The 26,909-nt window shown below is 65.0% G+C and carries 23 protein-coding genes; 9 read left to right on the forward strand and 14 right to left on the reverse strand.

The annotated features are described in order from the left end of the window. From BN423_RS00600 to BN423_RS00625, 6 genes are all read right to left on the reverse strand, one after another. The coding region (locus BN423_RS00600) for an energy-coupling factor ABC transporter ATP-binding protein (protein WP_019238340.1) at window positions 1-867 on the reverse strand (867 nt) is incomplete at its 3' end. Window positions 868-982: 115 nt separating this feature from the next. After that, the gene (locus tag BN423_RS00605) at window positions 983-1,552 is read right to left on the reverse strand and encodes a hypothetical protein (RefSeq protein WP_019238341.1); all 570 of its coding nucleotides are present in this window, start codon (window positions 1,550-1,552) and stop codon (window positions 983-985) included. A 387-nt stretch (window positions 1,553-1,939) separates the two neighbouring features. Continuing rightward, the gene (locus tag BN423_RS00610) at window positions 1,940-2,731 is read right to left on the reverse strand and encodes an amino acid ABC transporter ATP-binding protein (RefSeq protein WP_019238342.1); all 792 of its coding nucleotides are present in this window, start codon (window positions 2,729-2,731) and stop codon (window positions 1,940-1,942) included. Between the two features lie 2 nt (window positions 2,732-2,733). Continuing rightward, on the reverse strand, window positions 2,734-4,044 hold the full coding sequence (locus tag BN423_RS00615; protein ID WP_019238343.1) for an amino acid ABC transporter permease: 1,311 nt from the start codon (window positions 4,042-4,044) through the stop codon (window positions 2,734-2,736). Window positions 4,045-4,138: 94 nt separating this feature from the next. Next, on the reverse strand, window positions 4,139-4,975 hold the full coding sequence (locus tag BN423_RS00620) for an ABC transporter substrate-binding protein (protein WP_019238344.1): 837 nt from the start codon (window positions 4,973-4,975) through the stop codon (window positions 4,139-4,141). A gap of 333 nt (window positions 4,976-5,308) precedes the next feature. Beyond that, window positions 5,309-6,229 (reverse strand): diacylglycerol/lipid kinase family protein, encoded by a 921-nt coding sequence (locus BN423_RS00625; protein ID WP_019238345.1) that lies wholly within the window; start codon window positions 6,227-6,229, stop codon window positions 5,309-5,311. Window positions 6,230-6,330: 101 nt separating this feature from the next. Here BN423_RS00625 and rnd point away from each other — a divergent pair, with 101 nt between their 5' ends. The 7 genes from rnd to BN423_RS00660 all read left to right on the forward strand — a co-directional run bounded on the left by rnd (window position 6,331) and on the right by BN423_RS00660 (window position 14,764). Then, window positions 6,331-7,464, forward strand: a complete 1,134-nt coding sequence (rnd, locus tag BN423_RS00630) for a ribonuclease D (protein ID WP_019238346.1) — start codon at window positions 6,331-6,333, stop codon at window positions 7,462-7,464. Window positions 7,465-7,569: 105 nt separating this feature from the next. After that, window positions 7,570-9,045, forward strand: a complete 1,476-nt coding sequence (gene xseA, locus BN423_RS00635; protein WP_019238347.1) for an exodeoxyribonuclease VII large subunit — start codon at window positions 7,570-7,572, stop codon at window positions 9,043-9,045. Window positions 9,046-9,050: 5 nt separating this feature from the next. Beyond that, window positions 9,051-9,317, forward strand: a complete 267-nt coding sequence (xseB, locus tag BN423_RS00640) for an exodeoxyribonuclease VII small subunit (protein ID WP_019238348.1) — start codon at window positions 9,051-9,053, stop codon at window positions 9,315-9,317. 71 nt (window positions 9,318-9,388) lie between these two features. Next, window positions 9,389-9,724, forward strand: a complete 336-nt coding sequence (locus BN423_RS00645; protein WP_019238349.1) for a histidine triad nucleotide-binding protein — start codon at window positions 9,389-9,391, stop codon at window positions 9,722-9,724. 135 nt (window positions 9,725-9,859) lie between these two features. Continuing rightward, window positions 9,860-11,026 (forward strand): acetate/propionate family kinase, encoded by a 1,167-nt coding sequence (locus tag BN423_RS00650; RefSeq protein WP_019238350.1) that lies wholly within the window; start codon window positions 9,860-9,862, stop codon window positions 11,024-11,026. Between the two features lie 333 nt (window positions 11,027-11,359). Beyond that, on the forward strand, window positions 11,360-13,540 hold the full coding sequence (locus BN423_RS00655; RefSeq protein WP_154820291.1) for a PA14 domain-containing protein: 2,181 nt from the start codon (window positions 11,360-11,362) through the stop codon (window positions 13,538-13,540). After that, the gene (locus BN423_RS00660) at window positions 13,541-14,764 is read left to right on the forward strand and encodes a Spy0128 family protein (protein WP_019238352.1); all 1,224 of its coding nucleotides are present in this window, start codon (window positions 13,541-13,543) and stop codon (window positions 14,762-14,764) included. 109 nt (window positions 14,765-14,873) lie between these two features. Here BN423_RS00660 and pta read toward each other — a convergent pair whose 3' ends face one another. Continuing rightward, entirely contained in the window at window positions 14,874-15,863 is a 990-nt protein-coding gene (pta, locus tag BN423_RS00665) for a phosphate acetyltransferase (RefSeq protein WP_019238353.1), read from the reverse strand. Window positions 15,864-16,052: 189 nt separating this feature from the next. Here pta and glf point away from each other — a divergent pair, with 189 nt between their 5' ends. Continuing rightward, a complete protein-coding gene (glf, locus tag BN423_RS00670) occupies window positions 16,053-17,255 on the forward strand; it encodes a UDP-galactopyranose mutase (protein ID WP_019238354.1) in 1,203 nt (400 codons plus the stop codon). After that, the gene (locus tag BN423_RS00675) at window positions 17,248-18,279 is read left to right on the forward strand and encodes a glycosyltransferase family 2 protein (protein ID WP_019238355.1); all 1,032 of its coding nucleotides are present in this window, start codon (window positions 17,248-17,250) and stop codon (window positions 18,277-18,279) included. Before glf ends, BN423_RS00675 begins: the two co-directional genes overlap by 8 nt. A gap of 156 nt (window positions 18,280-18,435) precedes the next feature. Here BN423_RS00675 and BN423_RS00680 read toward each other — a convergent pair whose 3' ends face one another. From BN423_RS00680 to BN423_RS00710, 7 genes are all read right to left on the reverse strand, one after another. Further along, the gene (locus BN423_RS00680; protein WP_019238356.1) at window positions 18,436-19,902 is read right to left on the reverse strand and encodes a basic amino acid/polyamine antiporter; all 1,467 of its coding nucleotides are present in this window, start codon (window positions 19,900-19,902) and stop codon (window positions 18,436-18,438) included. A gap of 81 nt (window positions 19,903-19,983) precedes the next feature. Next, window positions 19,984-20,991 (reverse strand): P1 family peptidase, encoded by a 1,008-nt coding sequence (locus BN423_RS00685; protein ID WP_019238357.1) that lies wholly within the window; start codon window positions 20,989-20,991, stop codon window positions 19,984-19,986. A gap of 45 nt (window positions 20,992-21,036) precedes the next feature. Continuing rightward, the gene (locus BN423_RS00690; RefSeq protein ID WP_019238358.1) at window positions 21,037-21,621 is read right to left on the reverse strand and encodes a Maf family protein; all 585 of its coding nucleotides are present in this window, start codon (window positions 21,619-21,621) and stop codon (window positions 21,037-21,039) included. Further along, the gene (locus tag BN423_RS00695) at window positions 21,618-22,163 is read right to left on the reverse strand and encodes a DJ-1 family glyoxalase III (protein ID WP_019238359.1); all 546 of its coding nucleotides are present in this window, start codon (window positions 22,161-22,163) and stop codon (window positions 21,618-21,620) included. Before BN423_RS00695 ends, BN423_RS00690 begins: the two co-directional genes overlap by 4 nt. A 268-nt stretch (window positions 22,164-22,431) precedes the next feature. Beyond that, window positions 22,432-25,218, reverse strand: coding sequence for a DUF4116 domain-containing protein (locus tag BN423_RS00700; RefSeq protein ID WP_198283085.1), 2,787 nt, complete (start codon window positions 25,216-25,218; stop codon window positions 22,432-22,434). Between the two features lie 115 nt (window positions 25,219-25,333). Then, on the reverse strand, window positions 25,334-26,647 hold the full coding sequence (rlmD, locus tag BN423_RS00705; RefSeq protein ID WP_019238361.1) for a 23S rRNA (uracil(1939)-C(5))-methyltransferase RlmD: 1,314 nt from the start codon (window positions 26,645-26,647) through the stop codon (window positions 25,334-25,336). Between the two features lie 68 nt (window positions 26,648-26,715). Beyond that, window positions 26,716-26,909: hypothetical protein (locus BN423_RS00710; RefSeq protein ID WP_026088971.1), on the reverse strand; the 194-nt coding region annotated here is incomplete at its 5' end.

Here is a 26,909-nt window from a genome sequence, read left to right on the forward strand (position 1 = left end):
GAGGGTGACGCCGCGGCGCGCGCAGATGCGCTCGATGAGCGCGACGGCCTCGTCGACGCGCAGGCAGGGCTCGGCCGCATCGGTGAGGCCGGCTGCGGCCAGGCTGTTCGAGACGCGCGCGACGCGCGGGCTGTCCACGCCGATGGCGCGCAGCTCAGCTGCGTGCGCGAACACCTCGTGCGGGGTTCCCTCGAGCACGACGCGCCCGCCGTCCATCACGGCGATGCGCCCGCAGTAGCGCGAGAGCAGGGCGACCTTCTGCTCGATGACCACGATGGTGATGCCGAGCTCCCGGTTGATGGCGCGGAGCGTGTCGTAGACCACGAGCGAGCTCGCGGGGTCGAGGGCGGCGGTGGGCTCGTCGAGCACGAGCACGCGGGGCTGCAGGGCGAGGATGGCGGCGATGGCCACCTTCTGCTTCTGCCCGCCCGAGAGCGTGGCGAGCTCGCGGTGGCGCAGGTCCGCGATGCCCACCGTCTCGAGGATGGAGCTCACGCGCCCCTCGATCTGGTCGTGCGGCACGCCGAAGTTCTCGAGGCCGAAGAGCACCTCGTCCTCGACCACGGAGGCGACCATCTGCGCATCGATGTCCTGGAGCACGCTGCCCACGACGCGCGAGATGTCGGTGAGCGTGGCCTCGCAGGTGTCGCGCCCGCCGACGCGCACCGCGCCGTAGAACTCCCCGCCGAAGTGGTGGGGGATGGCACCGGACATGGCGGCGGCGAGGGTCGACTTGCCGGCGCCCGAGGGGCCGATGATGCCGAGCATGTCGCCCGGATGGACGGTGAGGGTGATGTCGTCGAGCGCGCGGGCGTCCTCGCCCGCATACGAGAACGACACGTGGTCTATATCGATGATCGTTTCCATTGCGCGAATCGTGCCTTTTCCTTACGGGGCGGTTGCCGGGAGATGTGCATGCATCCTCTTAAGGATTATCACAGAAAACGGGGCTGCATGCGCAGCCCCGTCGGCGAGGGTTCGGTTAGTCGGCGATCTTGAGCGCCTTCTTGATGGGCAGGTAGAGCGCCGCGACGATGATGGCGTTCGCCACGCCCGTGCCCGCCACCACGGGGAGCATGACGACGAGCGTCGCATCCATGGTGCGCAGCGCGTAGATGACGATGACCGCGTAGATGAGGCCGGAGAGGCAGGTGGTCACGAAGGTGCCGAGCGCGGGCACGATGGCCTTGGCCTTGGTGCGCATGAGGGCGTTCACGATGAGCGCCATCACGAGCGCGGCGATGGGCTCGGCCACGAGGTCGGGGCCCTTGACCGAGGCGGAGATCTGGATCACGGCACCGGCGATGAGGCCGATGACGATGGCCTGGGGCGCCTTGGGCCGCACGACGAGGATCTCGAGGCAGAAGGCGGCGATGATGAATTCAGGGCTCAGGGTGCCCATGGTGAGGCTCGAGAGCGCCTTGCCCACGGTCATGTTGAGGATGAAGCCGGCGGCGAGCAGGATGGCGAGCAGGACGAGGTTGCGGATGTCGAGGGTGCCGCGATCGACGGTGGCGACGGTGCGGGGCTGGGAGGTGGTGCTCTGGCTCATGGTGATCAACCTTTCATATCGTGTGCCGGGGCTCGTCCCGGCGGTTGCGTGCGGCGTGCGGACGGAGGCGCGTGATGCGTGCCGGTCGAAGATGGTGAGCCAGGGGTTCGCACAGAAAAAGGCCCCCGGTCTCCCGGAGGCCTTTTGCTGGTACCTGGATGCAGGCGCAAGGGCTACCGTCGACCGACCGTATTCGCATCACGCCACCACCAGTTGTTGAGAGCGTTCGTGCGGTTCAACATGGCGGGGCTCCTTTCAGTCGGTCGGGCGGGCTCGTGCGCTCGCGTTGGGGGCACTATAGCACAGTCGGGACGCGGATGTCGCGCGAACGGCGAAGATTGCCGGCATGTTTCCGCGCCCGGCGGGCAGAGGTGGGTGAGGCGCGCCCTAGTTCGCGATCTCGCCCAGGAAGGCGCGGGTGCGCTCGCTGCGGGGGTGCTCGAAGATCTGCTCGGGCGCGCCCTGCTCCTCGATCACGCCGCCGTCCATGAACACCACGCGGTCGGCGACGTCGCGCGCGAAGCTCATCTCGTGCGTCACGACGATCATCGTCATGCCGCCCTGCGCGAGCTCGCGCATGACGTCGAGGACGCCGCGGACGAGCTCGGGGTCGAGCGCGCTCGTGCCCTCGTCGAAGAGCATGACGTGCGGATCCATGGCGAGCGCTCGCGCGATGGCCACGCGCTGCTGCTGGCCGCCCGAGAGCTCGTCGGGGTAGTGGTCCTCGCGCTCGGCGAGCCCCACGCGCTCCAGCTCGGCGTGCGCGATGCGCTCCGCCTCCGCACGGTCGCGCTTCAAGACCTTCATCTGCGCGATCATGACGTTGTGCAGGGCGTCGAGGTGCGGGAAGAGGTTGAACTGCTGGAACACCATGCCCATGCGCTTGCGCACGTCATTGACGTCGACGCCCTTCTGGCAGATGTCGTCCCCCTCGAAGATGATCTCGCCGCTCGTGGGCTCCTCCAGGCGGTTCAGGCACCTCAGCATCGTCGACTTGCCCGAGCCGGACGGCCCGAGCACCACGACGACCTCGCCCTTGCGGACGTCGAACGAGATGTCCTTGAGCACCTCGAGCGAGCCGAAGCGCTTGCTCAGGTGCCGGATGGAGAGGATGGGCTCCTCGCCCGCGGCGCTCCCCGCGCCCGCCGCTGCCTGCTGGCGCTGCTCTGTCTCTGCCATGGCTAACCCTCCTTAACGGCGGCCTTGCGGGCACGCGCGCGCTTGCGTCCGCTGTGGGTGCGCATCCGCTCTTCCAGATGACGCGTGACCTTCGAAAGCGGCAGGGTGATGATGAGGTAGAAGAACGCGGCCACGATATAGGGCGTGATCGAGCCGGTCGAGGCCACGATCGTGCGCGCGTACATCACGAGCTCCATGATGCCCACGGCCGCGAGCAGCGACGAATCCTTGTAGAGCGTGATGAACTCGTTGGTGAGGTTGGGGATCACGTTGCGGAACATCTGCGGCAGGACGATGTAGATCATCGTCTGCAGCCGCCCCATGCCGAGGCTGCGCGCCGCCTCCGTCTGCCCCTTGTCGATGGAGAGGATGCCCGCGCGGAAGATCTCGCACATGTAGGCGCCGGAGTTCAGCATGAGCACGATCACGCCGAGCGGGAACTTGGGCAGGCTCAGGCCGGCGAGCGGAAGCCCGAAGAACGCGACGTAGATCTGCAGGAAGAGCGGCGTACCGCGCATGAAGTTCACGTAGGTGGTAGCGATGCCGCGCCACAGCACGAACTTCGAGAGGCGCATGGTGGCGAGCAGCAGCGCGAGCGGGATGGCGAGCGGGAACGAGATGGCGACGACGGCGATGGAGGTGAAGAAGCCGTTGAGCACCACGGGGAAGCTCGTCACGATGAGCGTCGGGTCGAAGAAGAGGTGGAGGAAGCGGTTGGAATTCCACGCCTCGACCCACGGCTGCTCGTCGAGCCAGTGGGCGATCGACTCGGCGGTCGAGATGCCCTGCACGGAGATGGGCGGGATGTCGTCAAGCTCATGCTCGCCGGTCGCGTCCGTGTAGCTCGCGGCGACCTGCATCTCGCCGCCGTTCTGCGGGAAGTACACATCATCGATCATGATGCTGAGATGTCCTGCCTGCGTGATCGCGGGCGAGAAGTCGAAGACGATGTCCTGCCCGTCGACGCTCATGCGGTACTCGACCTTCGTGCGCGTCAGGAGGTCATCGCCGGTGAGGAGCGTGAGGGAGAGGTCGTCCGTCCCGAACGTCGTGCCCTCGGGCACGGTCAGGACGAGCCGGGAAACGCCCTCGCCTTCCTCGATCGCGGTCTCGAAGGTGATGCGCGACTGGGTCGCGCCCATGATGACGGTGGGGTCGTTATCGGAGTTGGGGCGACCTGTGCAGCGCACGGCCTCCATGGCGTCGGCGGGCGCGGCGAGCGCGAGCGCCAGGACGAGCGCCGCCAGGACGGCGGCGATGCGCGTAAGGGCGCGGTCTAGGTGCGCGCTGGGTGTCGGTGTGTACGTTTCCACGGTGCCTTCCTCGATTTCTACCGTCTGCGCCCCCACCGGGCGGGCAGGGGCGCGGACATCGTCGGCATATCGCGTGCGGTCTTGGCTACAAGCGCTAGCCCATGTTTTTCTCGATGAGCTCATCGAGCGTGCCATCGTCCTGGAGGGCCTCGATGGCCTCGTTCAGGGCGTCGAGCAGCGGCTCGTTATCCTTGGACACGGCGATGGCGTACTCCTCGCCCGTCGCGGAGGTGAGCACGACGTGCAGGTCGGTGTAGGCGCCGGCGAGCATCTGGTTCACCACGGCGGCGTTGCCGCACACGGCGTCGGCCTGGCCCGAGTTCACGGCGGCGAAGGCGTCCGTGAAGTTGGGGAAGGGCAGCTGCTCGGCGTTCGGGTAGTTCTCGGCGGCGAAGTCGGCGCCGGTCGAGCCGCTCTGGACCGCGATGGTCACCGCGGCGTCGTTGAGCTCTTCTGCCGCGTTGTCCTCGGTGATGATCGTGTTGTCGGAGAGCGTGGCGACCGCCTGGTTGTCGACGTAGTACGGCGTGGTGAAGTTGACCTCTTCCTCGCGGTCGGGGGTGATGGAGATGCCGGAGAGGCCCGCATCCGCCTGGCCGCCCGCGACGATGGCGGGGACGATGCCGTCGAAGTCGATGTTGGTGTAGGCGCACTCGAGGCCGAGGTAGTCGGCGATGGCGCGGCCGAGGTCCATGTCGAGGCCGACGTACTCGCCGTCCTCGAGGTTCTCGAACGGCGGGTAATCGGGCGACGTCGCGAACGTGATGGTGCCCGCCTCGAGGAGGCCGAGGTCATCCGAGCCGGTCTCGGCCGAGCCCGAGCCCTCGACGACCGTGGTCTCGTCCGTGTTCCCCGAGCAGCCGGCGAGCCCGGCCATGCCCGCGATGCCCGCGACCGCGGTGGGGATGAATTGCCTGCGCGTGAGTTCCATGATGATGCCCCTTCCGATGACGCCGCCGGGCGTCCTATCCGTTCGGCGGCATGTGGTTCTGATAGAGTATGCAATTCTCTGACGAAATATGCAAGGTTGAATGAAATGTAGCCGTATAGTAACGGATGTGAAACAATAAACTGGATAATTAAGGAGCAATTAAGCATACCGGGGGCGACATGCCGGGCGCGCACCGGCCAAGCAGCAGGTAGCGGCAGGAGCCAGCGCGCACGCGCACACCGGTTCGCTGCATGCTCGATGCGGGCGAACCGGCGCCGGGCGGCAGCGCCGATGCGGGGATCTCTGCTTGTGGGGGAGGCGCGCTTGCGCCCGTCAGCCTCGGTGCAGGTTCGAGAACTCGTCGACGATGATGTCGAGGCATTTCGGCAGCACGCGCGCGCCGAATACGCCGGAGTTGTTCGGGATGACCTCGCCGTCGAACTGCATGCCGAGCGACGGCTTGCAGGTGATCTTGGCCTGCTTGGCCTGGAACGTCTTGAACTGCGGACGGCCGAGGCCCTTGCCCACCGGATCGAGGACGGCGGCGGCCACGGTGGGCAGCAGCCCCACGAGCGTCGTGGGCTTCACCACGGCGATGTCGAGGAGGCCGTCGTCCATGCGGCAGTCGGGGAAGAGGTTGATCTCGTTCTGGATGCAGGCGGTGTTGCCCACCATGCACGAGATGCCGTCGATCTCGTCCACCTGGCCGTCGTGCTCGATGGTGAAGTGCGCCACCTGCGGCTCGGGCGTCGAGAGGGCGGAGAGCAGGTAGGCGATCTCGCCGAGGTCGTTCTTCGCGGGCGCGGCCTTCTGCATGATGGTCGCGTCGAAGCCGGAGCCCGCGATGTTGATGAAGCCGTGCCGGCGGGTCTCGCCGGCCTCGTCCATCCAGAAGAGCTCGCCCATGTCCACCTTCGCGGTCACGCCGGCGCGGCAGGCGTGCGCGAGCGCGGCGGCGTCGGGCGCGTTGCCGATGTTCTGGAAGTAGAGGTTCGCGGTGCCGGAGGGGAAGACGAGGATGGGCACGCCGCAGTCGCGCAAAAGGTCGAGGACGTTCGCGACGGTGCCGTCGCCGCCGGAGACCACGATGCGGTCGAAGGAGCGCGCGTCGGCGACGGCGTCCTCGCGCTCGAGCTCGGGGCCTATGAAGCGCAGCACGATCTCGTCGCCCGCCGTGGAGAGCGCATGGATGAAGGTGAAGATCTCGTCCGAATGCGGTCCCGATGCGGGGTTATGGATGATGAGACAGCGCATAGCCTAGTTCCCGTTCCAGCCTAAGGCGTGTATAGTTACCATAATGCAATGTCGTTATCCTACCGCGGCGCCTTGCCGCCGGACGCGAGACTGAAGCGAGCATGTATATTTCCACAGACGAAGACCTCCGGTCATTCTGCGAGCGCGCCCGCGCGTTCGAGGCGGTCGCGGTCGATACCGAGTTTCTGCGCGAGAAGACCTATCACCCGCGGCTCTGCCTCGTGCAGGTCGCCACGCCCGAGGAGTGCGTCGCGATCGATCCGCTGGCCGTGGACGACCTCGCGCCGCTCGCGTCGCTTCTGGGCGACCCGGCCGTCACCAAGGTCTTCCACGCCTGCTCGCAGGACATGGAGGTGCTGCTCCAGACGCTCGGCACCCTGCCCGCTCCCATCTTCGACACGCAGGTGGCCGCGGCGTTCCTCGGCGAGCGGCAGCAGATCTCGTACAACGGGCTCGTCCACGCCTTCTGCGGCGTCACCCTGCCCAAGAGCGAGTCGCTCACGGACTGGGCGCGCCGGCCGCTCACGGCCAAGCAGCTCGAGTACGCCCTCGATGACGTGCGCTACCTCATCCAGGCCTACCACCTCATGGTGGGCCGGCTCAACACCGAGGGGCGCCTGGGGTGGGTCCTCGACGAGCTCGCCCCGCTCGCGGCGCGCGAGCACTACGTGGTCGACAAGCGCGAGGTGTACAAGAAGGTGAAGCGCGTGAACTCGTGCACGCGCCGGCAGCTCGGCATCGCCCGCGAGCTCGCCGCCTGGCGCGAGGCGCGCGCGGAGCGGCGGAACATCCCGCGCAAATGGGTCATCTCGGACGAGGTGCTCATCGCCCTCGTGAAGCGCGCCCCCCGCGACGAGGCGGGGTTCAGGAGCATCCGCGGGACCGAGCAGCTCTCCGAGGCGGACGTGACCTCCGCCCTCATGGCCGTCGAGCGCGGCATGACGTGCCCGACCGCCCAGCTGCCGCCCGCCTTCCACACCCGACCTCGCCCGTCGGGCGACCATGAGAGCGTCGTCGACCTCATGTACGCGCTCGTGCGGGTCGTGGCGGAGCGCTCCGGCGTGGCGGCCGGCATGATCGCCTCCCGCGACGACCTCTCCGACTACGTCGAGCATCCCGAGCGGAGCCCGCTGCGCGAGGGCTGGCGCTTCGAGCTTCTGGGCGCCCGCCTGGACGACCTGCTCTCCGGCAACATGGGGCTCACCGTGAAGGACAAGAGGATCGAGATTCTCTAGGCCGCGACCGCGCATCTCGCGACCGGCCGCTGTCCGCTGCGCTCTTTTGTCCGCGCCGTTTGCTACACTCGAATCGGCAAGAACACGCGTGAGAGAGATGATCGCATGAGTGCTTGGAATCTGACCGGGACGGCGCCGCAGGCTCCCGCGAAAGGCGAGGACGCGCTGTCCGTATCGCAGGCGGTGGAGCTCGCGGCGAACGCGCTCGACGCCCTGCCGATGCTCACGGTGATCGGCGAGGTGACGGGCTTCCGCGGTCCCAACGCCCGCAGCGGCCACTGCTACTTCCAGATCAAGGACGACGCCGCGGCCGTCGACTGCATCGTGTGGCGCGGCACCTACGCGAAGCGCTCCTTCGATCTGCGCGACGGCATGGAGGTGCAGTTCACCGGCGGCTTCAACCTCTACAAGCCCACGGGCCGCATGAGCTTCGTCGCGCGCAGCTTCACGCTCGCCGGCGAGGGGCTGCTGCGCCAGCAGGTCGCCGCCCTTGCCGAGAAGCTCCGCCGCGAGGGGCTCATGGACGAGGCGCGCAAGCGCCCTATCCCCGCGTTCTGCACGCGCGTCGCGGTGGTGACCTCGCTTTCCGGTGCGGTCATCGACGATGTGAAGCGCACGCTGCGCCGGCGCAACCCGCTCGTGGAGCTCGTCTGCGTGGGGGCGAAGGTGCAGGGCGAGGGCGCCCCGGCGGAGCTCATCGAGGGGCTCGCCCGCGCCGCCGCGCTCGACCCCGCGCCCGACTGCATCCTGCTCGTCCGCGGCGGCGGGTCGTTCGAGGACCTCATGACCTTCAACGACGAGGCGCTCGCCCGCGCCGTCGCCTCCTGCCCCGTCCCGGTGGTGACGGGCATCGGCCATGAGCCGGACCAGTCGATCTGCGACATGGTGAGCGACCGCCGCTGCTCGACGCCCACGGCGGCCGCCGAGTCGGTCGCGCCCGCCATCGGGGACCTCATCGACCTGCTCCATGCGCGCGAGCGCCGGCTCGCCGCCGCCACGTCGTCGCTCGTGCGCGGCGCCTCGGGCGGGGTGGGGGCGCTCGTAGCGCGGCTCGAGGGCGCCATGGGCGCGCGCCTCTCCCAGGAGCGCCGCGTGCTCGACGGCCTGGGGAACCGGGGCTGCCTGCGGAGCCCGGGCTATATCGTGGAGCGCCGCCGCTCCGAGGTCGCCCAGACCGCGGACCGCTTCGAGCGCGCCGTCGACCGCTCCCAGGAGCGCTTCGCGGGCGCGCTCGAGGGCATGCCGCGGCGGTTTCGCGCCGCGACGGCACGGCTCGCGGCGTTCGGGCACGGGCTCGAGCTCTCGGATGCGCGCCTGCGCACGGCGGGCGAGGGCATCTCGGAGGCGCGCCGCCGCGACCTGGGCGCGCAGGCAGCGAAGCTCGACGCGCTCTCGCCGCTCAAGGTGCTCGCGCGCGGCTACGCCATCGCCTACGGCGACGCGGGCGTCCAGGTGAGCGCGCATTCGTTCGCGCCAGGCGATGCGCTCCGCGTTCGCTTCGCCGACGGCGAGGTTTCCGGCACGGTGGATACGGTATCTGATCGCGGCCTTTCGGCTCGCGGTGACGAAGAGGAAAGGTGAGAGGCATGGCAGAGACGAAACCCATCGAAGAGATGAGTTACAAGGAGGCTTCCCAGGAGCTCGAGCGCATCATCCGCTCGCTCGAGTCGGGGGACCTGGAGCTCGAGGAGTCGCTCGAGGGCTATACCCGCGGCGTCGAGCTGCTCAAGAGCCTGCGCAGCCGGCTCGCGGCGGCCGAGCAGAAGGTGAGCGTCCTCATGAAGGACATCGACGGCACGGAGACGCTCGTTCCCGCCGCGCCTGCGGACGATTCCGACGCGCTCAAGCTATAACGTCCATCGCGGCGGCGGGGTCGACCCGTCGCTCGCGTTCCCGAGAGCAGCCAGGCTGAAAGGAGCCCCACATGGATGACTGCATCTTCTGCAAGATCGCCGCGCACGAGATCCCCTCGACCGTGGTGTACGAGGACGACCTCGTGATCGCCTTCGACGACCTCGCGCCCCAGGCGCCGGTCCACACGCTCGTGATCCCCAAGAAGCACTACCAGGACATCACGGACGGCGTGCCGGCCGAGACGCTCGCGGCCATGGCCCATGCGGTGGACGAGGTGGCGAAGGCCAAGGGGCTCGACTCGGGCTTCCGCGTCATCTCGAACAAGGGTGCGGACGCCGGCCAGACGGTCATGCACTTCCATATGCACGTGCTCGGCGGCAAGCCGCTCGGTGAGGGTCTCATCTAGAATGGTATACCGCCCATCGTGCTGCCTTCTGCCTAGCGACGCCGGCGGCATGCGAGTATCATGAAAGCGTATGTGCAGCACGGCTTCGCGCCGTGACGATCATCGCGGCCAGCGGCCGCCGACCAAGGGGGTTACATGAACGTACTGGTCATCAACGCCGGTAGCTCGAGCCTTAAGTACCAGCTGCTCGACACCAAGACGCGCGAGGTGTTCGCGAAGGGCAACGCCGAGCGCATCGGTATCGAGGGCTCGTTCATCGGGCACGAGGAGTATGGCAAGAAGGACAAGCTCGAGGTCGAGCTGCCCGACCACCGCACCGCCATCAAGCACATCTTCGACATCCTCGCGACGGTCGACGAGAAGCCCGAGGGCATCGGCCACCGCGTCGTCCAGGGCGGCTGGTACTTCCCCGAGTCCGCCGTGGTGACCGACGAGACGCTCGGCTGGGTGCGCGAGGTCGCGCCGCTCGCGCCCCTGCACAACTACGCCGAGGCGGACGTCATCGAGATCTGCCGCGAGATGTTCCCCGAGCTGGGCAACGTCATCGTGCCGGACACGGCGTTCCACTACAACATGCCCGAGCGCGCCTGGCGCTACGCCATCCCGCGCGACGTGGTGGATACCTACCATGTGCGCAAGTACGGCGCCCACGGCACGAGCCACCGCTATATCTGGCGCACCGTTGACGAGTTCATGGGCGGTGCCGCCCACAAGCTCGTGAGCTGCCATCTGGGCTCCGGCGCGTCGCTCTGCGCCATCGAGGACGGCGCGTGCATGGACACGACGATGGGCCTCACCCCGCTCGACGGCCTCATCATGGGCACGCGCTGCGGCACCGTCGACCCCGCGACCGTGTTCTACCTCAACCGCGTCGCCGGCATGAGCATCGACGAGATCGACACCATGATGAACAAGAAGTCCGGCCTGCTCGCCGTCTCGGGCGTGTCGAGCGACTCGCGCGACGTCTGCGCCGGCGCCGCCGAGGGCAACGAGCACTGCGCCATGGCGATCGAGATGTTCTGCTATCGCGTCGGCCAGCTCTTTGCCGAGATGGCGGCCTCTATGGGCGGCGTCGACACCATGGCGTTCACGGCGGGCATCGGCGAGAACTCCGTCGAGCTGCGCCAGGGCGTGGCGGACAAGCTCGCCTGGCTCGGCGTGAAGATCGACCCCGAGCTCAACGCCATCCGCTCGGACGATCCGCGCGTCATCTCCACGCCGGATTCCGCTGTCACCGTGCTCGTGGTGCCGACGAACGAGGAGCTCATGATCGCCCTCGACGTCGAGGCGCTGCTGGGGTAAGGCCCGTGTAGCGGCCTGCCCCCGGGTACGCCGCCTGGTCGTCTCGGAGCTTTTGCATGGAGCCCGATTCCGGTTTTCGCCGGGGTCGGGCTCTTTGCATGCCGGGCGTCCATAGCGCTCAGAGCTGCTCCCGAACCGACCCCGTGCACATTTTTAGTAGGAGGCGGGTACTTTTTTGCCATTTCGCGGGGGGGGGGGATACCTCTTTGGCGCTATAATCGCCGGAGAAGTGTGCTTTTTGGCTGCTTGCGCGTAACAGCGGCTCCGACCATATCGTCTGTTTGCTTCACGCCCAAGCGGTCGCGAACGTGGTTGATTTGGAGGGCCGAAACGATGATCAAACGCAGCAGAATGTGGGGGAGGGCCCTGTTCGGGCGCGGCATGCTCTTCGCGCTCGCATGCGTCGCCTTCGTCATCGCCGGCGCGACGGCTGCGTACGCGGCATCGTATGGAACGTGGGTGGGCGATACCGCGGAGTACACCGTCCCGGGCGTCTCGCCGCGCGGCACCACCATCAACCTGTTCGACTACTGGCTCACGGGCGATTCGGCCAAGGACAATCAGAAGTGGACGAGCGATGCGGTCAAGCAGGAGCTCTCCGAAGCCGGCATCAACGCGAGTCATGTGCTCAAGTTCGGCAACCAGATGGGCGGATACGGCGGTGCTTGGAACAAGTGGACGGGTGGCTCGAACCCGAGGAGCGGCCTGGTCGAATCCACCTTGCATGACGGCTATCCGCAGGGAACGGATACCTTGAGCAACCAGTCGCTTGCCTACCTGTTCGATGGCACGGACGATACGAGCGGGACGCCGGGCAAGCGTGTGTATCGCGATGTGAACGACCTGCTTCAGGTCGACGACAACGGCTATTACTACTACAGCTCCAAGAAGAACTTCGCCCAGTACAACGCGGATACGAACGATTTCACGCTGTATGATGAGCCGGCCGTGAAGTCCAACGGCGCATCCAAGGAATTCGGCCAGTTCTTCCCGTTCGATTCGGGCTCGGAGGTGTTCACAGTCAACGATGGGGCACTCGAGCCGAGCGGCATCCTCTCCACGAGCAACGACCTGAACCACTTCTTCGGTATGTCCATGTCCACGCAGTTCGTGCAGCGCTACGGCGGCCACACCTCAGAGGACGGTACCACCAAGGTCACCTACAACTTCTCGGGTGACGATGACGTGTGGATCTACATCGACGGCGTGCTCGTGGGCGACCTCGGCGGCCTGCACGATGCCGCGTCCATCCAGATCGATTTCAGCACGGGCGATGTCGTCATCTACGAGGACGTGAATGGCGACAACGTGCTCGACGCCGGCGACAACCAGCTCAGTAGCACGACGCTCAAAGCGTGCTTCGAGAGCGCCGGGGCGAGCACCGACGCCTTCAACGAGGGCGATAGCACCTTCAAGGACGACACGTACCACACGCTCGACTTCTTCTACCTCGAGCGTGGCGCCGTCGACTCCAACATGTCGCTCCGCTACAACCTCATGAGCATCCCCGAGTCGGGCATCGTCAAGGTAGACCAGGCAGGCACCGGTCTGGAGGACATCGAGTTCACGCTGTACCCGGCGGATGCGAACTATACCTATAGCACGGACGTCGCGAACCCCGTCCATGGCACGACGACCCAAGACGGTGAGATGGTCTTCACCTACCAGAACGCCGCCGGCCAGGACGTTCCCATCGCGCTCGAGCAGCTCGGCCTGCGCAGCGCCTACTGGGTGCTCGTCGAGGACAAGGTGCCGAACGGCTACCGGGGCGGCAGCAAGATCCACCTGCGCTTCTCCACCGTCAAGAGCAACGGTTCGGGCGAGGGCGTGCTGCTCGTGAGCAACCAGTGGGAGACGGGCGCCTACTCGCAGCCCCACGTGACGGCGATTGCCGGCGCGCAGGTGACCGGCATGGACAAGCAGACGTATAAGGCTTCTGACGGCGTGATGTTCGCCGTGGTCATGCAGAAGGGCGCGGACGGTGCATGGCATCCCGTCACCGGCAACGCGTTCGACGGCTGGAACGTCGCTGCGGAGAACGAAGGCGATAAGGACGCCGTGCTCGAGGCGGCGAAGGCGGATGGCTATGTGTTCGCCCTGGGTACCGGCGGCGGCTACGAGGTCACCATCGAGAACCTCCCCGGCGATATCACGACCTACGCCCACATGATCCAGACGCAGCGGAACCTGAGCGTCGATGAGGCGGAGGCACAGGCTGCGTACACCGTCCGGTACTACTACTGCTCGGGTGCCACGTCCCTCGATGGAATCACGGATGCGAGCAACATCGTCCAGATCGACCCGAACGTGGAGGGCGACGACTTCCAGCGCATCTTCTCGGTCACGCTGAACATCCCCAACATCAAGAACGAGCTCTCGCTCGTGAAGACGGATGCCACGAGCGGGGAGCCCATGCAGGGCGTCGAGTTCAAGCTCTATGCGAACGATGGCACCGGCCAGCCTACGGGTAACGCCCTGCACACCATGACGACGGACGCTGAGGGCCGCCTGTAGGTGACCACCGACGGCGACATCCTCGCCGATGGCTCCTACGTCCTCGTCGAGACCACGCCCGAGGGCTACATCGAGCAGACGCCGCCCATCCGCATCGAGGTGGGCGACGACGGCGTGCACGTGAACGCCGGCACGGCGGACGACAACGTGACGGTGGAGACGGGCATCGGCGAGCTGGTTTACAGCATGAACGGCTTCGCGGCCAACGACCAGGTCGACCCGACCCTGCACGACGTCAAGGCGCAGCCGCAGGCGACGGAGAGCTACCCCGTTGACGCCGATTGGCAGAACATCGCCGGCGCAGCCGAGATCCACTACCACTACGACAACGCTGGGAACAACAGCCTCGATTACGTGGCGACCGACCCCGCCCATGCCTCGTATACCGCGCAGGCGGGCTGGTCGCGCCTGAACGTCCAGCAGTGTCTGAACGACCACGGCGACGACACCGGTACCAGCAACAACGACAAGAAGCAAAAGCTTGGGGACCAGAGCCTCAACGCCCTCTTCACCGGCGAGGTCACGATCCGTGTGACCAACCAGAAGAAATACGAGGACGAGCTGAGCTACAGCGCCGCGGGCGACCTGACCATTGTCAAGCACATGCGGGGCGCCGACATTAAGGACGGACAGTTTTCGTTCAAGGTGACGGCCGCGAGCGATGAGGCCGCGGCGCTCATCGGCATCGCGGACGGCCAGCGCTCGGAAGTGGTGTCGCTCAAGGGCGATACCCCGATGGGCGACGACGGCGTGGCCACGGCCGGCATGACCGTCTTCAACGACATGGCCTTCTCGAGCTACCATGACGGGAAGACGTTCACCTACACGGTGGAGGAGGTCATCCCCGAGGGTGCGGACGCCCAGAACCGCCTGGACGGCATCGTCTATGACGACACGGTGTACACCGTCGAGGTCGCGGTCGACCACGACGACGCCACGGGCAAGCTGACGGCCACCACGACGGTCATCGCCGACGGCGACGAGGGCAGCGCCCGCACCTACGTCTACGACAACACGGGCGCTGAGCATGAGGCCGCCGTGCTCGAGTTCGAGAACGCGGTGGAGGAGCAGACGCCGCCCGAGCTGCCGTCAACGGGCGGTGAGGACTTGCCACGCACGGGCGATGACATGCCCGCCGTGGTGGGAGGCATCGCGCTGGCTGCGGCGGCCTGCATCGCCGGCGGCGCGCTGCTCGCGCGGCGCCGCGCGAGCGCACAGCGCTAGCAGCGAGGAGACGCTTGCGTAACGAAGCGGGCGGCATCCTGTGAAAGGGTGCCGCCCGCTTGGCGTTGCGCTGGTTCGCGACGCTTCTCCCGCGTCGCTCGGGTCGCCGTTACTCGGCGGAGAGCTGCGCCTGGACGCAGGTGATGGCCACGACGCCCACGATGTCGTCGGCGGAGCAGCCGCGCGAGAGGTCGTTCACCGGCTTGGCGATGCCCTGCAGGATGGGGCCGTAGGCCTCGGCCTGGCCGAAGCGCTGCACGAGCTTGTAGCCGATGTTGCCGCACTCGAGGTTGGGGAACACGAGCACGTTGGCGTGGCCCGCCACGGCGCTCTCGGGCGCCTTGAGCGCGGCCACCTCGGGCACGATCGCGGCGTCGAGCTGCAGGTCGCCGTCGATGGCGAGCTCGGGTGCCTTCTCCTTGGCGAACGCGGTGGCCTCCTGCACCTTCTTGGCGGTGTCGCCGCCGGCGGAGCCCATCGTGGAGTAGGAGAGCATGGCCACCTTGGGCTCGATGCCGTCCATGAAGGTGCTGAAGGAGTTCGCCGAGGCGATGGCGATCTCGGACAGCTCATCGGAGGTGGGGGCGATGTTGAGGCCGCAGTCGGCGAAGACGAGCGTGCCGTCGGCGCCGAACTCGGGGGTCTTCGTGCACATGACCATGAAGGCGGAGACGAGCTTCGTGCCGGGCGCGGTCTTCAAGATCTGGAGCGCCGGGCGCAACGTGTTCGCCGTGGAGTGGCAGGCGCCGGAGACGAGGCCGTCCGCGTCGCCCATCTTGACCATCATGGTGCCGTAGTAGGTGGCGTCCATCATCTGGGCGCGCGCCTGCTCGATGGTGACGCCCTTCTTGGCGCGGAGCTCGGCGAACTTCTGCGCGTACGCCTCGTGCTTGGGCGCCGTGGGGCTCGTGGGGTCGATGACGTGCGCGCCGGGCACGTCGATCTGGGCGGGGTCGCCCAGGATGACGATGTTCGCGATGCCCTCGGCGATGATCTTCTTCGCGGCCTCGATGGTGCGCGGGTCCTCGCCCTCGGGCAGGACGATCGTCTTGACGTCCGCCTTCGCGGCAGCCTTCATGCGGTTCAGGAAGTCACTCATGCTTCTCCTCTTGTCGGGGCCCGACACGCGCCGGGATCGCGCGCGGCCGTCATGCGCGCACGAAGTCCGTGGCATGTTGAGCTTTCCTTGTGTGGCATCCCTATTATAGGCTTCGCAGCGCTATAATCGCTTAGATAATTGACACGCATGTGTTCTTCCGTATCAGCAAAATGCCTGCAAGGAGCATGTATGCAGATCACAAGTGGTCTACCCGCATCGTTCAACCCCGAAGAGTACGACATGATCGTCGTCGGAGCGGGCTACGCCGGTTCCGTGTGCGCCCGCCGCGTGGCCGAGGGCGCCGGCTTCCGCGTCGCGGTCCTCGAGCGCCGCGACCACATCGCAGGCAACGCGTACGACTACGTGAACGAGGACGGCATCCTCGTCCACAAGTACGGCCCGCATATCTACCACACCTTTAGCGAGCGCGTGAACGAGTTCCTCTCGCGCTTCACGAAGTGGACGGACTACCAGCACAAGGTGCTCGCGAACATCCACGGCACGCTCATGCCGGTGCCCTTCAACCACAAGAGCCTCAAGCTCGCCTTCGGCGAGGAGCGGGGCGAGGAGCTCTACCGCAAGCTCGTCGACACCTTCGGCGCCGACAAGAAGGTGCCCATCATGGAGCTCCGCAAGAAGAACGACCCCGACCTGCAGGAGGTCGCGGACTACGTGTACGAGAACGTGTTCCTGTACTACACCATGAAGCAGTGGGGCCAGACCCCGGACGAGATCGACCCGTCCGTCACCGGCCGCGTGCCCGTGTTCATCGGCGACGACGACCGCTACTTCCCGCAGGCGCCCTACCAGGGCATGCCGGCCGAGGGCTACACCGCGCTCTTCGAGCACATGCTCGACCACGACCTCATCGACGTGTTCGTGAACGTGGACGCGCGCGACATCTTCGATATCGACGAGACGAACGTCTCGGTCTGCGGCAAGGTCTACGGCGGCGAGATCGTCTACACCGGCCCGCTCGACGAGCTGTTCAACCTCGACCTCGGCGCGCTGCCGTACCGCACGCTCGACATGGTCTTCGAGACGCTCGACTGCGACCAGTTCCAGCCCGTGGGCACGGTGAACTACACCACGAGCGAGGACTACACGCGCATCACCGAGTTCAAGAACATGACCGGCCAGGTCGTGCCCGGCAAGACCACCATCATGAAGGAGTACAGCCACGCCTTCGAGCCCGGCAGCGACCAGACGCCGTACTATGCCATCATCGACCCCGAGAACCGCGCCCTGTACGAGCGCTACCTCGAGCGCGTCCAGAACCTCACGAACTTCCATCCCGTGGGGCGCCTTGCGGAGTACCGCTACTACGATATGGACGCCGTGACCGAATCCGCCCTCGATTTGTCTGACGAGATCATTTCCTGCCATGCATAAGATCATCACCTTCGCCATTCCGTGCTATAACTCTGCCGCCGATATGGATCACGGCATCACCTCGATCCTCGAGGGCAGCGATTTTGCCGAGGATGTCGAGATCGTCATCGTGGATGACGGCAGCCAGGACGAGACCGCGGCCAAGGCCGACGAATGGGCTCAGCGCTACCCGAACATCATCCGCGCCGTGCACCAGGAGAACGGCGGCCATGGCATCGCGGTGCTCACGGGCATCCGCGAGGCGCAGGGCACCTACTACAAGGTGGTCGACTCCGACGACTGGCTCGATGGCTCGGCGCTCGCGACGATGCTCTCCATCCTGCGCGGCTTCGAGGAGCGGGGCATGCAGGTCGACCTGTTCATCTCGAACTACGTGTACGAGAAGGTGTACGAGAACAAGCGCACCACCATCAGCTATCGCGGCGCGCTGCCGCGCAAGAAGGTGTTCACGTGGGATAAGATCGGCTATTTCCGCCCCGATCAGAACCTGCTCATGCACAGCCTCACGTACCGCACCGAGGTCGTGCGCGCGGCGAACCTGCCGCTGCCGGCGCACACGTTCTACGTGGACAACATCTACGCGTACGTGCCGCTGCCGCTGTGCAAGACCATGTACTACGCCGATATCGACCTCTACCGCTATTTCATCGGGCGCGAGGGGCAGAGCGTGAACGAGGCGACTATGATCCGCCGCCTCGACCAGCAGTTCCGCATCACGCGCATCATGATGCACGCCTACCACCTCTACCAGGATGTGCCCGAGAGCCGCCTGGCATCGTACATGATGGGCTACTTCACCATGATGATGGCCGTGTGCTCCGTGTTCTCGAAGCTCTCGGGCGACGAGGCGAACAAGGCGGAGAGCAAGAAGCTGTGGGCGGAGCTCAAGGAGTACGACGAGCGCATGTACCGCCACGCGCGCGGCGGCATCCTCGGCATCGGGACGAACCTGCCCACGAAGGCGGGGGAGAAGACCTCGATCGCCCTCTACCGCGCCGCGAGCAAGATCTTCAAGTTCAACTAGGGCAACGTTGCGTCTCGCTTCCGTACGGGGGCGGGCACTCCATCCCTCGCTTGTCCTCACCGCCCGCGTTTTCCTTACCGGAAAACGCGGGCGGTTGCGGAATCGCTCGGGATCGGAGTGCCCGCCCCCTGCGCGTGGTTCACGTAGGCACGGCTGCTAGATGGTGATGATACCCATCGCCACGAACGCGATGGCGATAAAGCCGAGGCCCACGAGCACGACGGCGAGCGGCTTCTCGAAGCCCTCGAGGATATGGTCGCAGCCCTGCTCGCGGCGGGCAGCCACGTAGCACACGAGCCCGGGGATGTAGGCGATGCAGCACAGCAGCAAGAGGTCGACGCCCGCGAGGAGCACCGCGACCACCAAGAAGACGGTCGCGAAGAGCGAGAGGGCGAGCGCGCTGCCGCGTCCCTCGACCTCGCCCTTGGCGGCGAGCTTCACCATGTAGGCCGAGGCGAGCGACCAGCTGATCACGATCGACGCGGTGCAGAGCGAGTACGCGAACTGGTAGGCCGCCTCGGAGAAGAGCATCACGATGGAGAGCAGCTGGATCATGGTGCCGGTCACCATGAGGCTCAGCGTGGGCGCGCCGTGGCGGTTGAGCTTGGAGAAGCCGCGGGGTAGGAGCTGCATGTCGCCCATGGTGCGCATGGCCTCGGAGGCAAGGATCGTGTAGGAGAGCCAGGCGCCCAGGATGGAGATCACGAGGCCGCCCGCGATGAAGGCGCCGCCCCAGGGCCCCACGGCGTCCTGGAAGATGTAGACCATCGAGGGCGAGCCCACCGAAAGCAGCTCGTCGCGCGTCATGTAGCCGTAGGGGAGGACGGACGCCGCCACGTAGATGAACACGAGCGCGGAGGTGCCGAGGATCGTGGCACGCGAGACGTCGGCCTTGCGGCGCGCGCGGTGCCCGAGGACGGTCGCGCCCTCCATGCCCACGAACACCCACATCATGACCATGAAGCAGTTGATGATCTGGTCGCCGACGCCCCCCGGCGCGTCCGGGCCGCCGATGTTGTTCGCGAGCGTGCCCCAGAAATCGGCCGTGAAGACGTTGAAGTTGAACAGGAGCAGCATCGTTACGATGAACGCGAAGATGGGGATGAGCTTGCAGCACATCACGATGGCGTTCACCACGGACGCCTCCTCGACGCCGTGGTTCACGAGCGCCACGATCGCCCAGTTCATGACCGACATGAAGATGACGGCGGGCACGGTGAGCGAGCCGGCGAACGGCGGGTAGAAGTAGCCGATCGCCGTGGTGAGCATGACGCCGAAGGCGACGTTGCCGATCCAGATGGAGAGCCAGTATCCCCACCCAGAGACGAAGCCCACGAAGGGGCCGAAGCCCTCGTCCGCGTAGGCCACGATGCCGTTCAGGTCGGGACGGGCGAGGGAGAGCTTGCCGAACGTCGTGGCGAGTGCGATGAAGCCCACGCCCGTGAGGAGCCAGGCGATGATCGCGGCTCCCGGCGCCGCCGCGGCGGAGATATCGGTCGAGAGCGCGAAGACGCCCGAGCCGATGGACGACGAGATGACGAGCGCGATGAGGCCGATGAGCCCGATGCCGCGCTTCGCGGGTGCCCCGTTCGGTGCCTCCGTCGGGGTGGTCGGTTGTGACATGGTCGCTCCAATCTTGCCGGATGGGGCGGCGCCGTGCGTCGGCACCGCCGCCTGAATCCTTACGCTATGCAAGATGGTAGCTTAGTTATGCAAATCCTTGTATGCGGGAGCCCCATGAATTCCGTCGGCGGAGGTACATCCGGCGCAGATGGCCTCTTCGAGCACGCGGGTGGCGGCGACGCCGAGCATGTCGAGCGGGATGGCGCGATCGCCGAGCGCGCCGGAAGCGAGCACGTAGATAGTATCGCCGTCGTTCGTGGTGTGCGTGGGGCGGATGGTATGGGCGTACGCGTCGGCCGCCATCTGCGCGACCTTGGTCGCCTGCGCCTTCGTGAGCCGCGCGTTCGTGATGATGCACGAGATGGTGGTGTTCGTGCGGTCGAGCGGCATGGCGAGGTCCTCCGCGGCGGCGAGCATGGCGTCTTCCATGTCCACGATCTCGAGCGAGTCGGCGGCGGCGCGCATGCCGGCGATGGGGGCGCCCGTGGCGGGGTCGACGACGTTACCGCAGGCGTTCACCACCGCGATGGCGCCGATCTTGAGGTCGCCGATCGCGCGCGCCCGCGCGCCCAGGCCGCCCTTCATGAGCGTGGCGGCTCCGTTGAGCTTGCCCACCGTCGCGCCCGTGCCCGCGCCCACGGTGCCCTCCGCGAGCGGGGAGGGGTCGGCCTCGAGCGCGGCACGCGTGGCCTCGATGCCCTCCTCCACGCCGGGGCGCACCGAGGCGCTGCCGAACGCGAGGTCGAAGATGCAGCTCGAGCAGACGATCGGCACGCGCGTGGGCCCGACGTCGAGGCCGATGCCGCGGGCTTCGAGCTCGCGCGCGACGCCGGAAGCCGCCTCGAGCCCGAAGGCGGAGCCGCCGGAGAGGCAGACGGCGTGGATGGCCTCGACGGTGTTCTCCGGCCGCAGCAGGTCGGTCTCGCGCGAGGCGGGCGCCCCGCCGCGCACGTCGACGCCGGCGGACGCGCCCGCGGGCGCCACGATAACCGTGCAGCCGGTCGCGGCCTCGAGGTTCGTGCTGTGGCCGAAGCGGAAGCCCTCGATGGTATGGATGGGGATGGATTGCCACTGAGCTCGCTGAGCCATGAGATCCTCCTGCGTGTAGATATGCCGCTCTTTGCCGCCGGTGCGCTAGAGCGCCCTCAAGCGCCGCACGACCTCGGCGATGGGCAGCCCGACGACGTTGTAGAAATCGCCCTCGATGCCGCGGACGAGCATGCGTCCGCCCGCCCCCTGGATGCCGTACGCGCCCGCCTTGTCCATGGGCTCGCCCGACGCCACGTAGGCGTCGATCTCGGCATCTGAGAGCTCGTAGAACGTGACCGCGGTCTTGGCGACGAACGAGATGGGCAGCTCGTCGCTTAGGCGGCGCGGCTCGCGCGCATCTGCCTGCGCGATGCAGACGCCGGTCGCGACCGTGTGCGTGCGGCCGGAGAGGCGGCGGAGCATGGCGCGGGCGTCGTCCGCATCCGCGGGCTTCCCGAGCACGACGCCGTCGATGGTGACGATGGTATCGGCTGCGAGGACGACCTCGGCGGCCTCGGCATGTGCGCGCAAAACGGTCGCCGCCTTGGTGCAGGCGAGCCGTTCGACGAGCGCGAACGGGTCTTCGTGAGGGAGCGGCGCCTCATCGATATCTGCGGGCAGCACGCGGACGTTGAAGCTCGCCTCGCGCATGAGCTCGATGCGGCGCGGCGACTGCGAGGCGAGGATCATAGCTGGATGCCCTCGCGCACCTTCTCGACGGCGCGGGCGCCGGCGATGTCCTTGAGGACGGTGAGCGCGAACGGCAGCGCCTGGCCCATGCCGGAGGCGGTGATGATGTTGCCGTCCACGACGACCTTCTTGCCGCCCGCGTAGGTGCCGGCGAGGAAGGTCGACTCGAAGCCGGGGAAGCACGTGGCCTTGCGCCCCACGAGGAGCCCGAGCTCGCCCAAGATGGACGGCGCGGCGCAGATGGCGGCGACGTGCTTGGTGGTGGCGAACTCGCGCACGAGGGCGCACACGCGGTCGTCGTTGCGCAGGTTCGTGGTGCCGGGGAGGCCGCCGGGCAGGACGAGGTAGTCATATTCGTCGAAGTCGACCTCGTCGAGCGTGCGGTCGCAGGCGATGCCGATCTGCTGCGAGCTCACGGCGTCGCGCGTCGACATGATGGACACGAGCGTGACGCGCACCCCGCCGCGCCTGAGCACGTCCACCATCGTCAGACATTCAATGGTCTCGAATCCGTCGGCTACGAGCACGGCAACAGCGCTCATGATGCATCCCTTCCCCAGCATGATGAAACGGAACCCACCGTTTCATCTTACCCACGCCGGCGGGCGGCATATCGCGTCAGCGGGGCGACAATCCAACATCTTGGGAGAGGGGCCGCTCAGCACCGGGTGAGGTGGACGACCGTCTCGCAGTTGACGTATGCGCCGATTTTGAATTTCTTGTCAGTATGGGTATCTTGCCTATGTAAGTAGAATTGGCAAGCGGTCGCTACCATCAGAGGTATGCGGCGAATCCTTTCCCGTCGAGGTTCTAACTGGGTAGCTCATTTGCATGGGGTAGCATCCGGGAGCCTTCTTTTTCGCAGATGGTGAGTACGTCATCATTCCAAATGCGCACTACGCTTTGTTCAAAAATGTATTGAATTGAACGCATGATGCGGGACGGCTCATACATCGACCTGTCTAAAACAACTTGCGGAACGATCGCCTGTTTCATTATTTCACTTGATTTGCGCGACAGCAGGGGAATTTGTTTTCCTCTAGACGAAATTTCCCGGTAATGCGTCAACATTGACTCCCCACTGCTCAATTGAGGTGGAATCGGCGAGAAATCGAGTAGCGATTCTATGTTTTCGAATGTCCACTTTTCAGTCGTGTTTAACGCAAAATAGGGGGTTAGTTTTCCATCAAATGGATTCAAATATATGTGGTTGAACCAGTCTATATCCACGATGCAACCGTGGATACGGCCGGAGCCGCCGATCATCTTCACTTCATGGGAAACCATCAAGAGGGCTTGTTGGTACGGCATGAACGCGCTGCGCACTTTGCTGACATACTCTGGAAGATTTTCGTAATAATAGCTGATGTCGTGATCAAGCTTATGCCGCCTACCGCCTTCCAACAGGCACAAACTGCTGGCGCTTTTCAGCATAAACATGTACATCCCGTTGTGTTTCAGAGCGAACAAGTCACCCGGATGCTTCATGCTCTGCATGGTTATACCTTGGCCGCGATTGAATTCGACATACTGCTCGCGAGTAATCTGATGAATGCCGTTCTGATAGTCTTTAAGAGGATCGTACGTACGCATATCGATTGTAAAGTTGTTAAGATGCCAGGGTTGCGGCTTATAGCCAATTTGATTGTCAGAGAAGACCGCAGTGCCGTCATGTTGCAGCAAGTACGTATTCTGATGAGTGTGACCGCTCACATAAATCCATTTCGAATTGTATTGAGCGTCAGACCAATCCGCCATCTGCGTATGCGTTAGCACAATTACCGGAATAACCCGCGCGCTTGCCAAGACCTTTTCGTATACTGCTCGAAAACGCTTTGATCGCACAATTTCTTCTTCCGTCGAGACGGCCGCTCCATACAACCCCAGTTTGGCGTTATAGATCGGATTTAACCCGGAGAACCCGATGCCACCAAGCAAGAGAAACGTTGAGTTGGCGCACACCTCGGCAAGCTCTTCGACGCTTGCATTGAGAATCGCATTCTCATTCAGGGTTTTGTCATAGAGTCCCTTATAGTTGACAAACAATTCGTTTTCTAAAAGCCGAACTTCATGTTGATTCATCATTTGACGATAATCGGCTACGATTTCGTCGATGGGTCGTGCAGGCTTACGTCCCATAGGGTCGCCGTCCCATAGCTCATGGTTGCCCAGAACGGTAAAAATACGACCGCGCCAGCCTTCATGACGCTCATTGAATAAGTTGAGTCGTTCATAGAATACGTCTTCCAGCTCAATGCTGTCTGCCACGTCGCCGCCAATAAGCAAAGTACTTCGGGTATCCGGCATTGATTCCAATAGCTCGGCAATTTTATCGTCAATGCGCTCCTGTATCTCAGATAAAGACAGTTTCATAATGTCGTCGGACTGTTTTACAAGTTGGTGCTCAAGATGGATATCAGATATGTAGTAAATCGTTTCCACTGAACTGTCGGCGACCGATAAATCGTAAGCATGCGACTTGCTCGAACTTGAAACCACCTGCTTTTCCCCATCGGTAATGGAGGGAGTTTCGAGTGCAATCGGCTTATATTTTATTAAAGCCTCCCAGCGAATCTCCTTTTCCAGTTGCTTGCGAAGCATCTCGGGTAGTTTTTCGATAGGAATGGATGGATTATTGCGCAAGGCATCGCGACAAAGCTCTATTGTCATCAAAGATTCAGGAACGGCTAGGATGGCTCGGGGGTCTTCCTTTACCGCCATCTCGGCAAGCTTTTTATCTGCCGTGGGAATGTACTGTATGTTCATGGGGTCTCGTTCAAGCATTTCATAGCAAAGCTCACGAGATATTAAATCAGGGGGAGCGCATCGTAAGCTCCTCGGATGCAGACGAGCGGACAGATTGACAAGCTCTTCTGACATGCATTTCTTGGGAACGAGCGATAGTACTGGACGATATTCATATGCGCTCGCGGTAATGCGTGATCCATCTGGTAGAAGCATCGTTCTAGTTGGAATAGGAGCTTCGATGGCCAATCTAGCAAGTTCATTAGTTATCAAACGTTTAGGGACATATTCAAGCGCATGCCCATTTGCCTGTACTGCCGCCTCGCAAAGAGCCTTGCCCTTTTTTCCGCGCGTATGGCAATCTGGAACAAACGAAAGCGCCTGTCCATCGTAATCGTTTTGAACAGCGGCTAAGCAAATCTCATATCCTTGATTCCCGATCAGTATTTGATTGGGAACCTCGCTCAAAGCAGCTCCGTTGTTTTTCACGGCTGTCAAGCACATGCTGGCATCTCGATACTGTTCGGGCACGTACTTTAAGTTCAAACCATTTTTGCTTACAGCTATATCACATACTTCGCGTGTAAGATGCTTTTTTGCGATGTATCGAAGAATCGTGTACGCTGGATTCCCAACGTTAAAGCAAGTGACCGCCTTATCCACCATGTCTTTTGTCTGCGCCCATTTTCCCAGAGCTTTTAGGTGGAAATACCAATAGAATGGGTCATTTTCATCGATTGATAGTGGATCGCTTTCCAGGAATTCAATTAGCTTTGATGAACAATCGGACTCCCTATCTGGATTTTCCATTGCTGCCTCAATTCTCCCGGAGCTGATTGTGGCGATAGGCATTTCGCAGTTCGTTCGTTACAGAGCCATGTGCTTCATAAGCGTTTTCGCATCTTTTGACCGCCCTTTCATTTAAGTGCACGCTCGTTGTTCAGGTGGTTGAGGAGGACAATCCCGCTCAGCACCGGGTGAGATGGACGACCGTCTCGCAGTGGAAGGTCTGGGGGAAGAGGTCGACCGCCGTGATGCTCACCGGCTCGAAGACGCCGGCGCGGCGGAAGCGCTCGAGGTCGCGGGCGAGGGTGGCCGGGTCGCACGACACATAGGCCACGTCGCGCGCGGCGGTGCCGCCGATGAGGTCGATCGCCTCGGCGGCGAGGCCGGCGCGCGGCGGGTCGACGACGAGCACGTCGATGTCGTCCCCGGGGAACTCGCGCACGGCGTCGCCGCCGATGGCCTCGACGTTGTCCAGGCCGGCGCGCTCGATGTTGCGCCTCAGGTCGCGGACGGCGGGGCCGTACGATTCGACGGCCGAGACCCAGGCGCTTCGGCGCGCGAGGGGCAGCGTGAACGTCCCCGCCCCGCAGTAGAGGTCGCAGGCAGCATCGTCCGAGCCCGGGTTGAGCGCCTCCAGCACGAGGTCGATGAGGATCTCCGCCGCGGCGGTGTTCACCTGGAAGAACGATGGTGCGGAGACGCGCATGCGCTCATGGCCGATCTGCTCGTCCCAGGAGCCCTGGCCGGCGAGCAGCTCGTTGCGCACCACGCGCCGGGCCGCGCGGTCGCCCTTGGTGAGCACGCGCACCACGCTCGTGGGGTGTACCGCGTCCTCGAGCACGCGCGCCACATGGGCGCGGGGGAAGCCGCCCGTGGGCGTCCAGAGAGCGACCTCGAGCGCGCGGGTGCGGCGGCTCGCGCGCACGCCCACGCGCTCGAGCGCGAGGTCGCGGGAGTTCGCCAGGTAGGAGAGGGCGCCGGCGATGCCCTTGAGCGCCTTGGGGAAGGCGCGCTCGAACAAGGGGCAGCGGTCGACCTTGAGGATCTGCGAGGGGTCCGCCCCGTGCATGCCGAGCACCATGCGGTTCCCGCAGCGCTCCACGGCGAGCTCAACCTTGTTGCGGTAGCCCCAGGCGTCGCGGGTGGAGCGGATGGGCTGGACGAGGTGCTCGATGTCCTCGGCGGAGAAGTGCCCGATCCGCGCGAGCGACGAGCGCAGGTTCTCCTCCTTGGCGGCGAGCTGCGCCGGGCGGGCGAGCGCGCCCCAGGGGCAGCCGCCGCAGAAGCCCGCGTACGGGCACGGCGCGTCGACGCGGTCCGGCGAGGGCTCGAGGAGCCGCTCGGTGCGGGCGCGGGCGTAGGCCGGGGTCTCGGACTCGATGCGCGCCTCGACGACATCGCCCGCGATCGCCCCGGAGACGAAGACGGTCTTGCCCTCGGGCGTGCGCGCGATGGCATCCGGCCCGTAGGCCATGCGTTCGATGGTGAGCTTCATGGGCGGCCTTTCGTGATTGCGTGTACCGCCCAGTGTAGCGTACTTTTCGCGCGTGGATTCGCGCCACCCTACGAGCGCTTGTGCTTCGCGCGCTCCTCCGGGGTGCCCGTGAGGAGCGTCTTGAGCCCCATGCCGATGAGCGCGATGCCGGCGCGCAGGCGACCGGGCGTCCGCTTGGCGAGCGCGTGCTTGGGGGCGTCCGGGCGCGGGGCGGCCGCGGGGGCGGGCTCGGCCTCGGGCTCGATGATCGTCGCGCGCACGG

The organism is Enorma timonensis, assembly GCF_000321165.1.
Taxonomy (GTDB): domain Bacteria; phylum Actinomycetota; class Coriobacteriia; order Coriobacteriales; family Coriobacteriaceae; genus Enorma.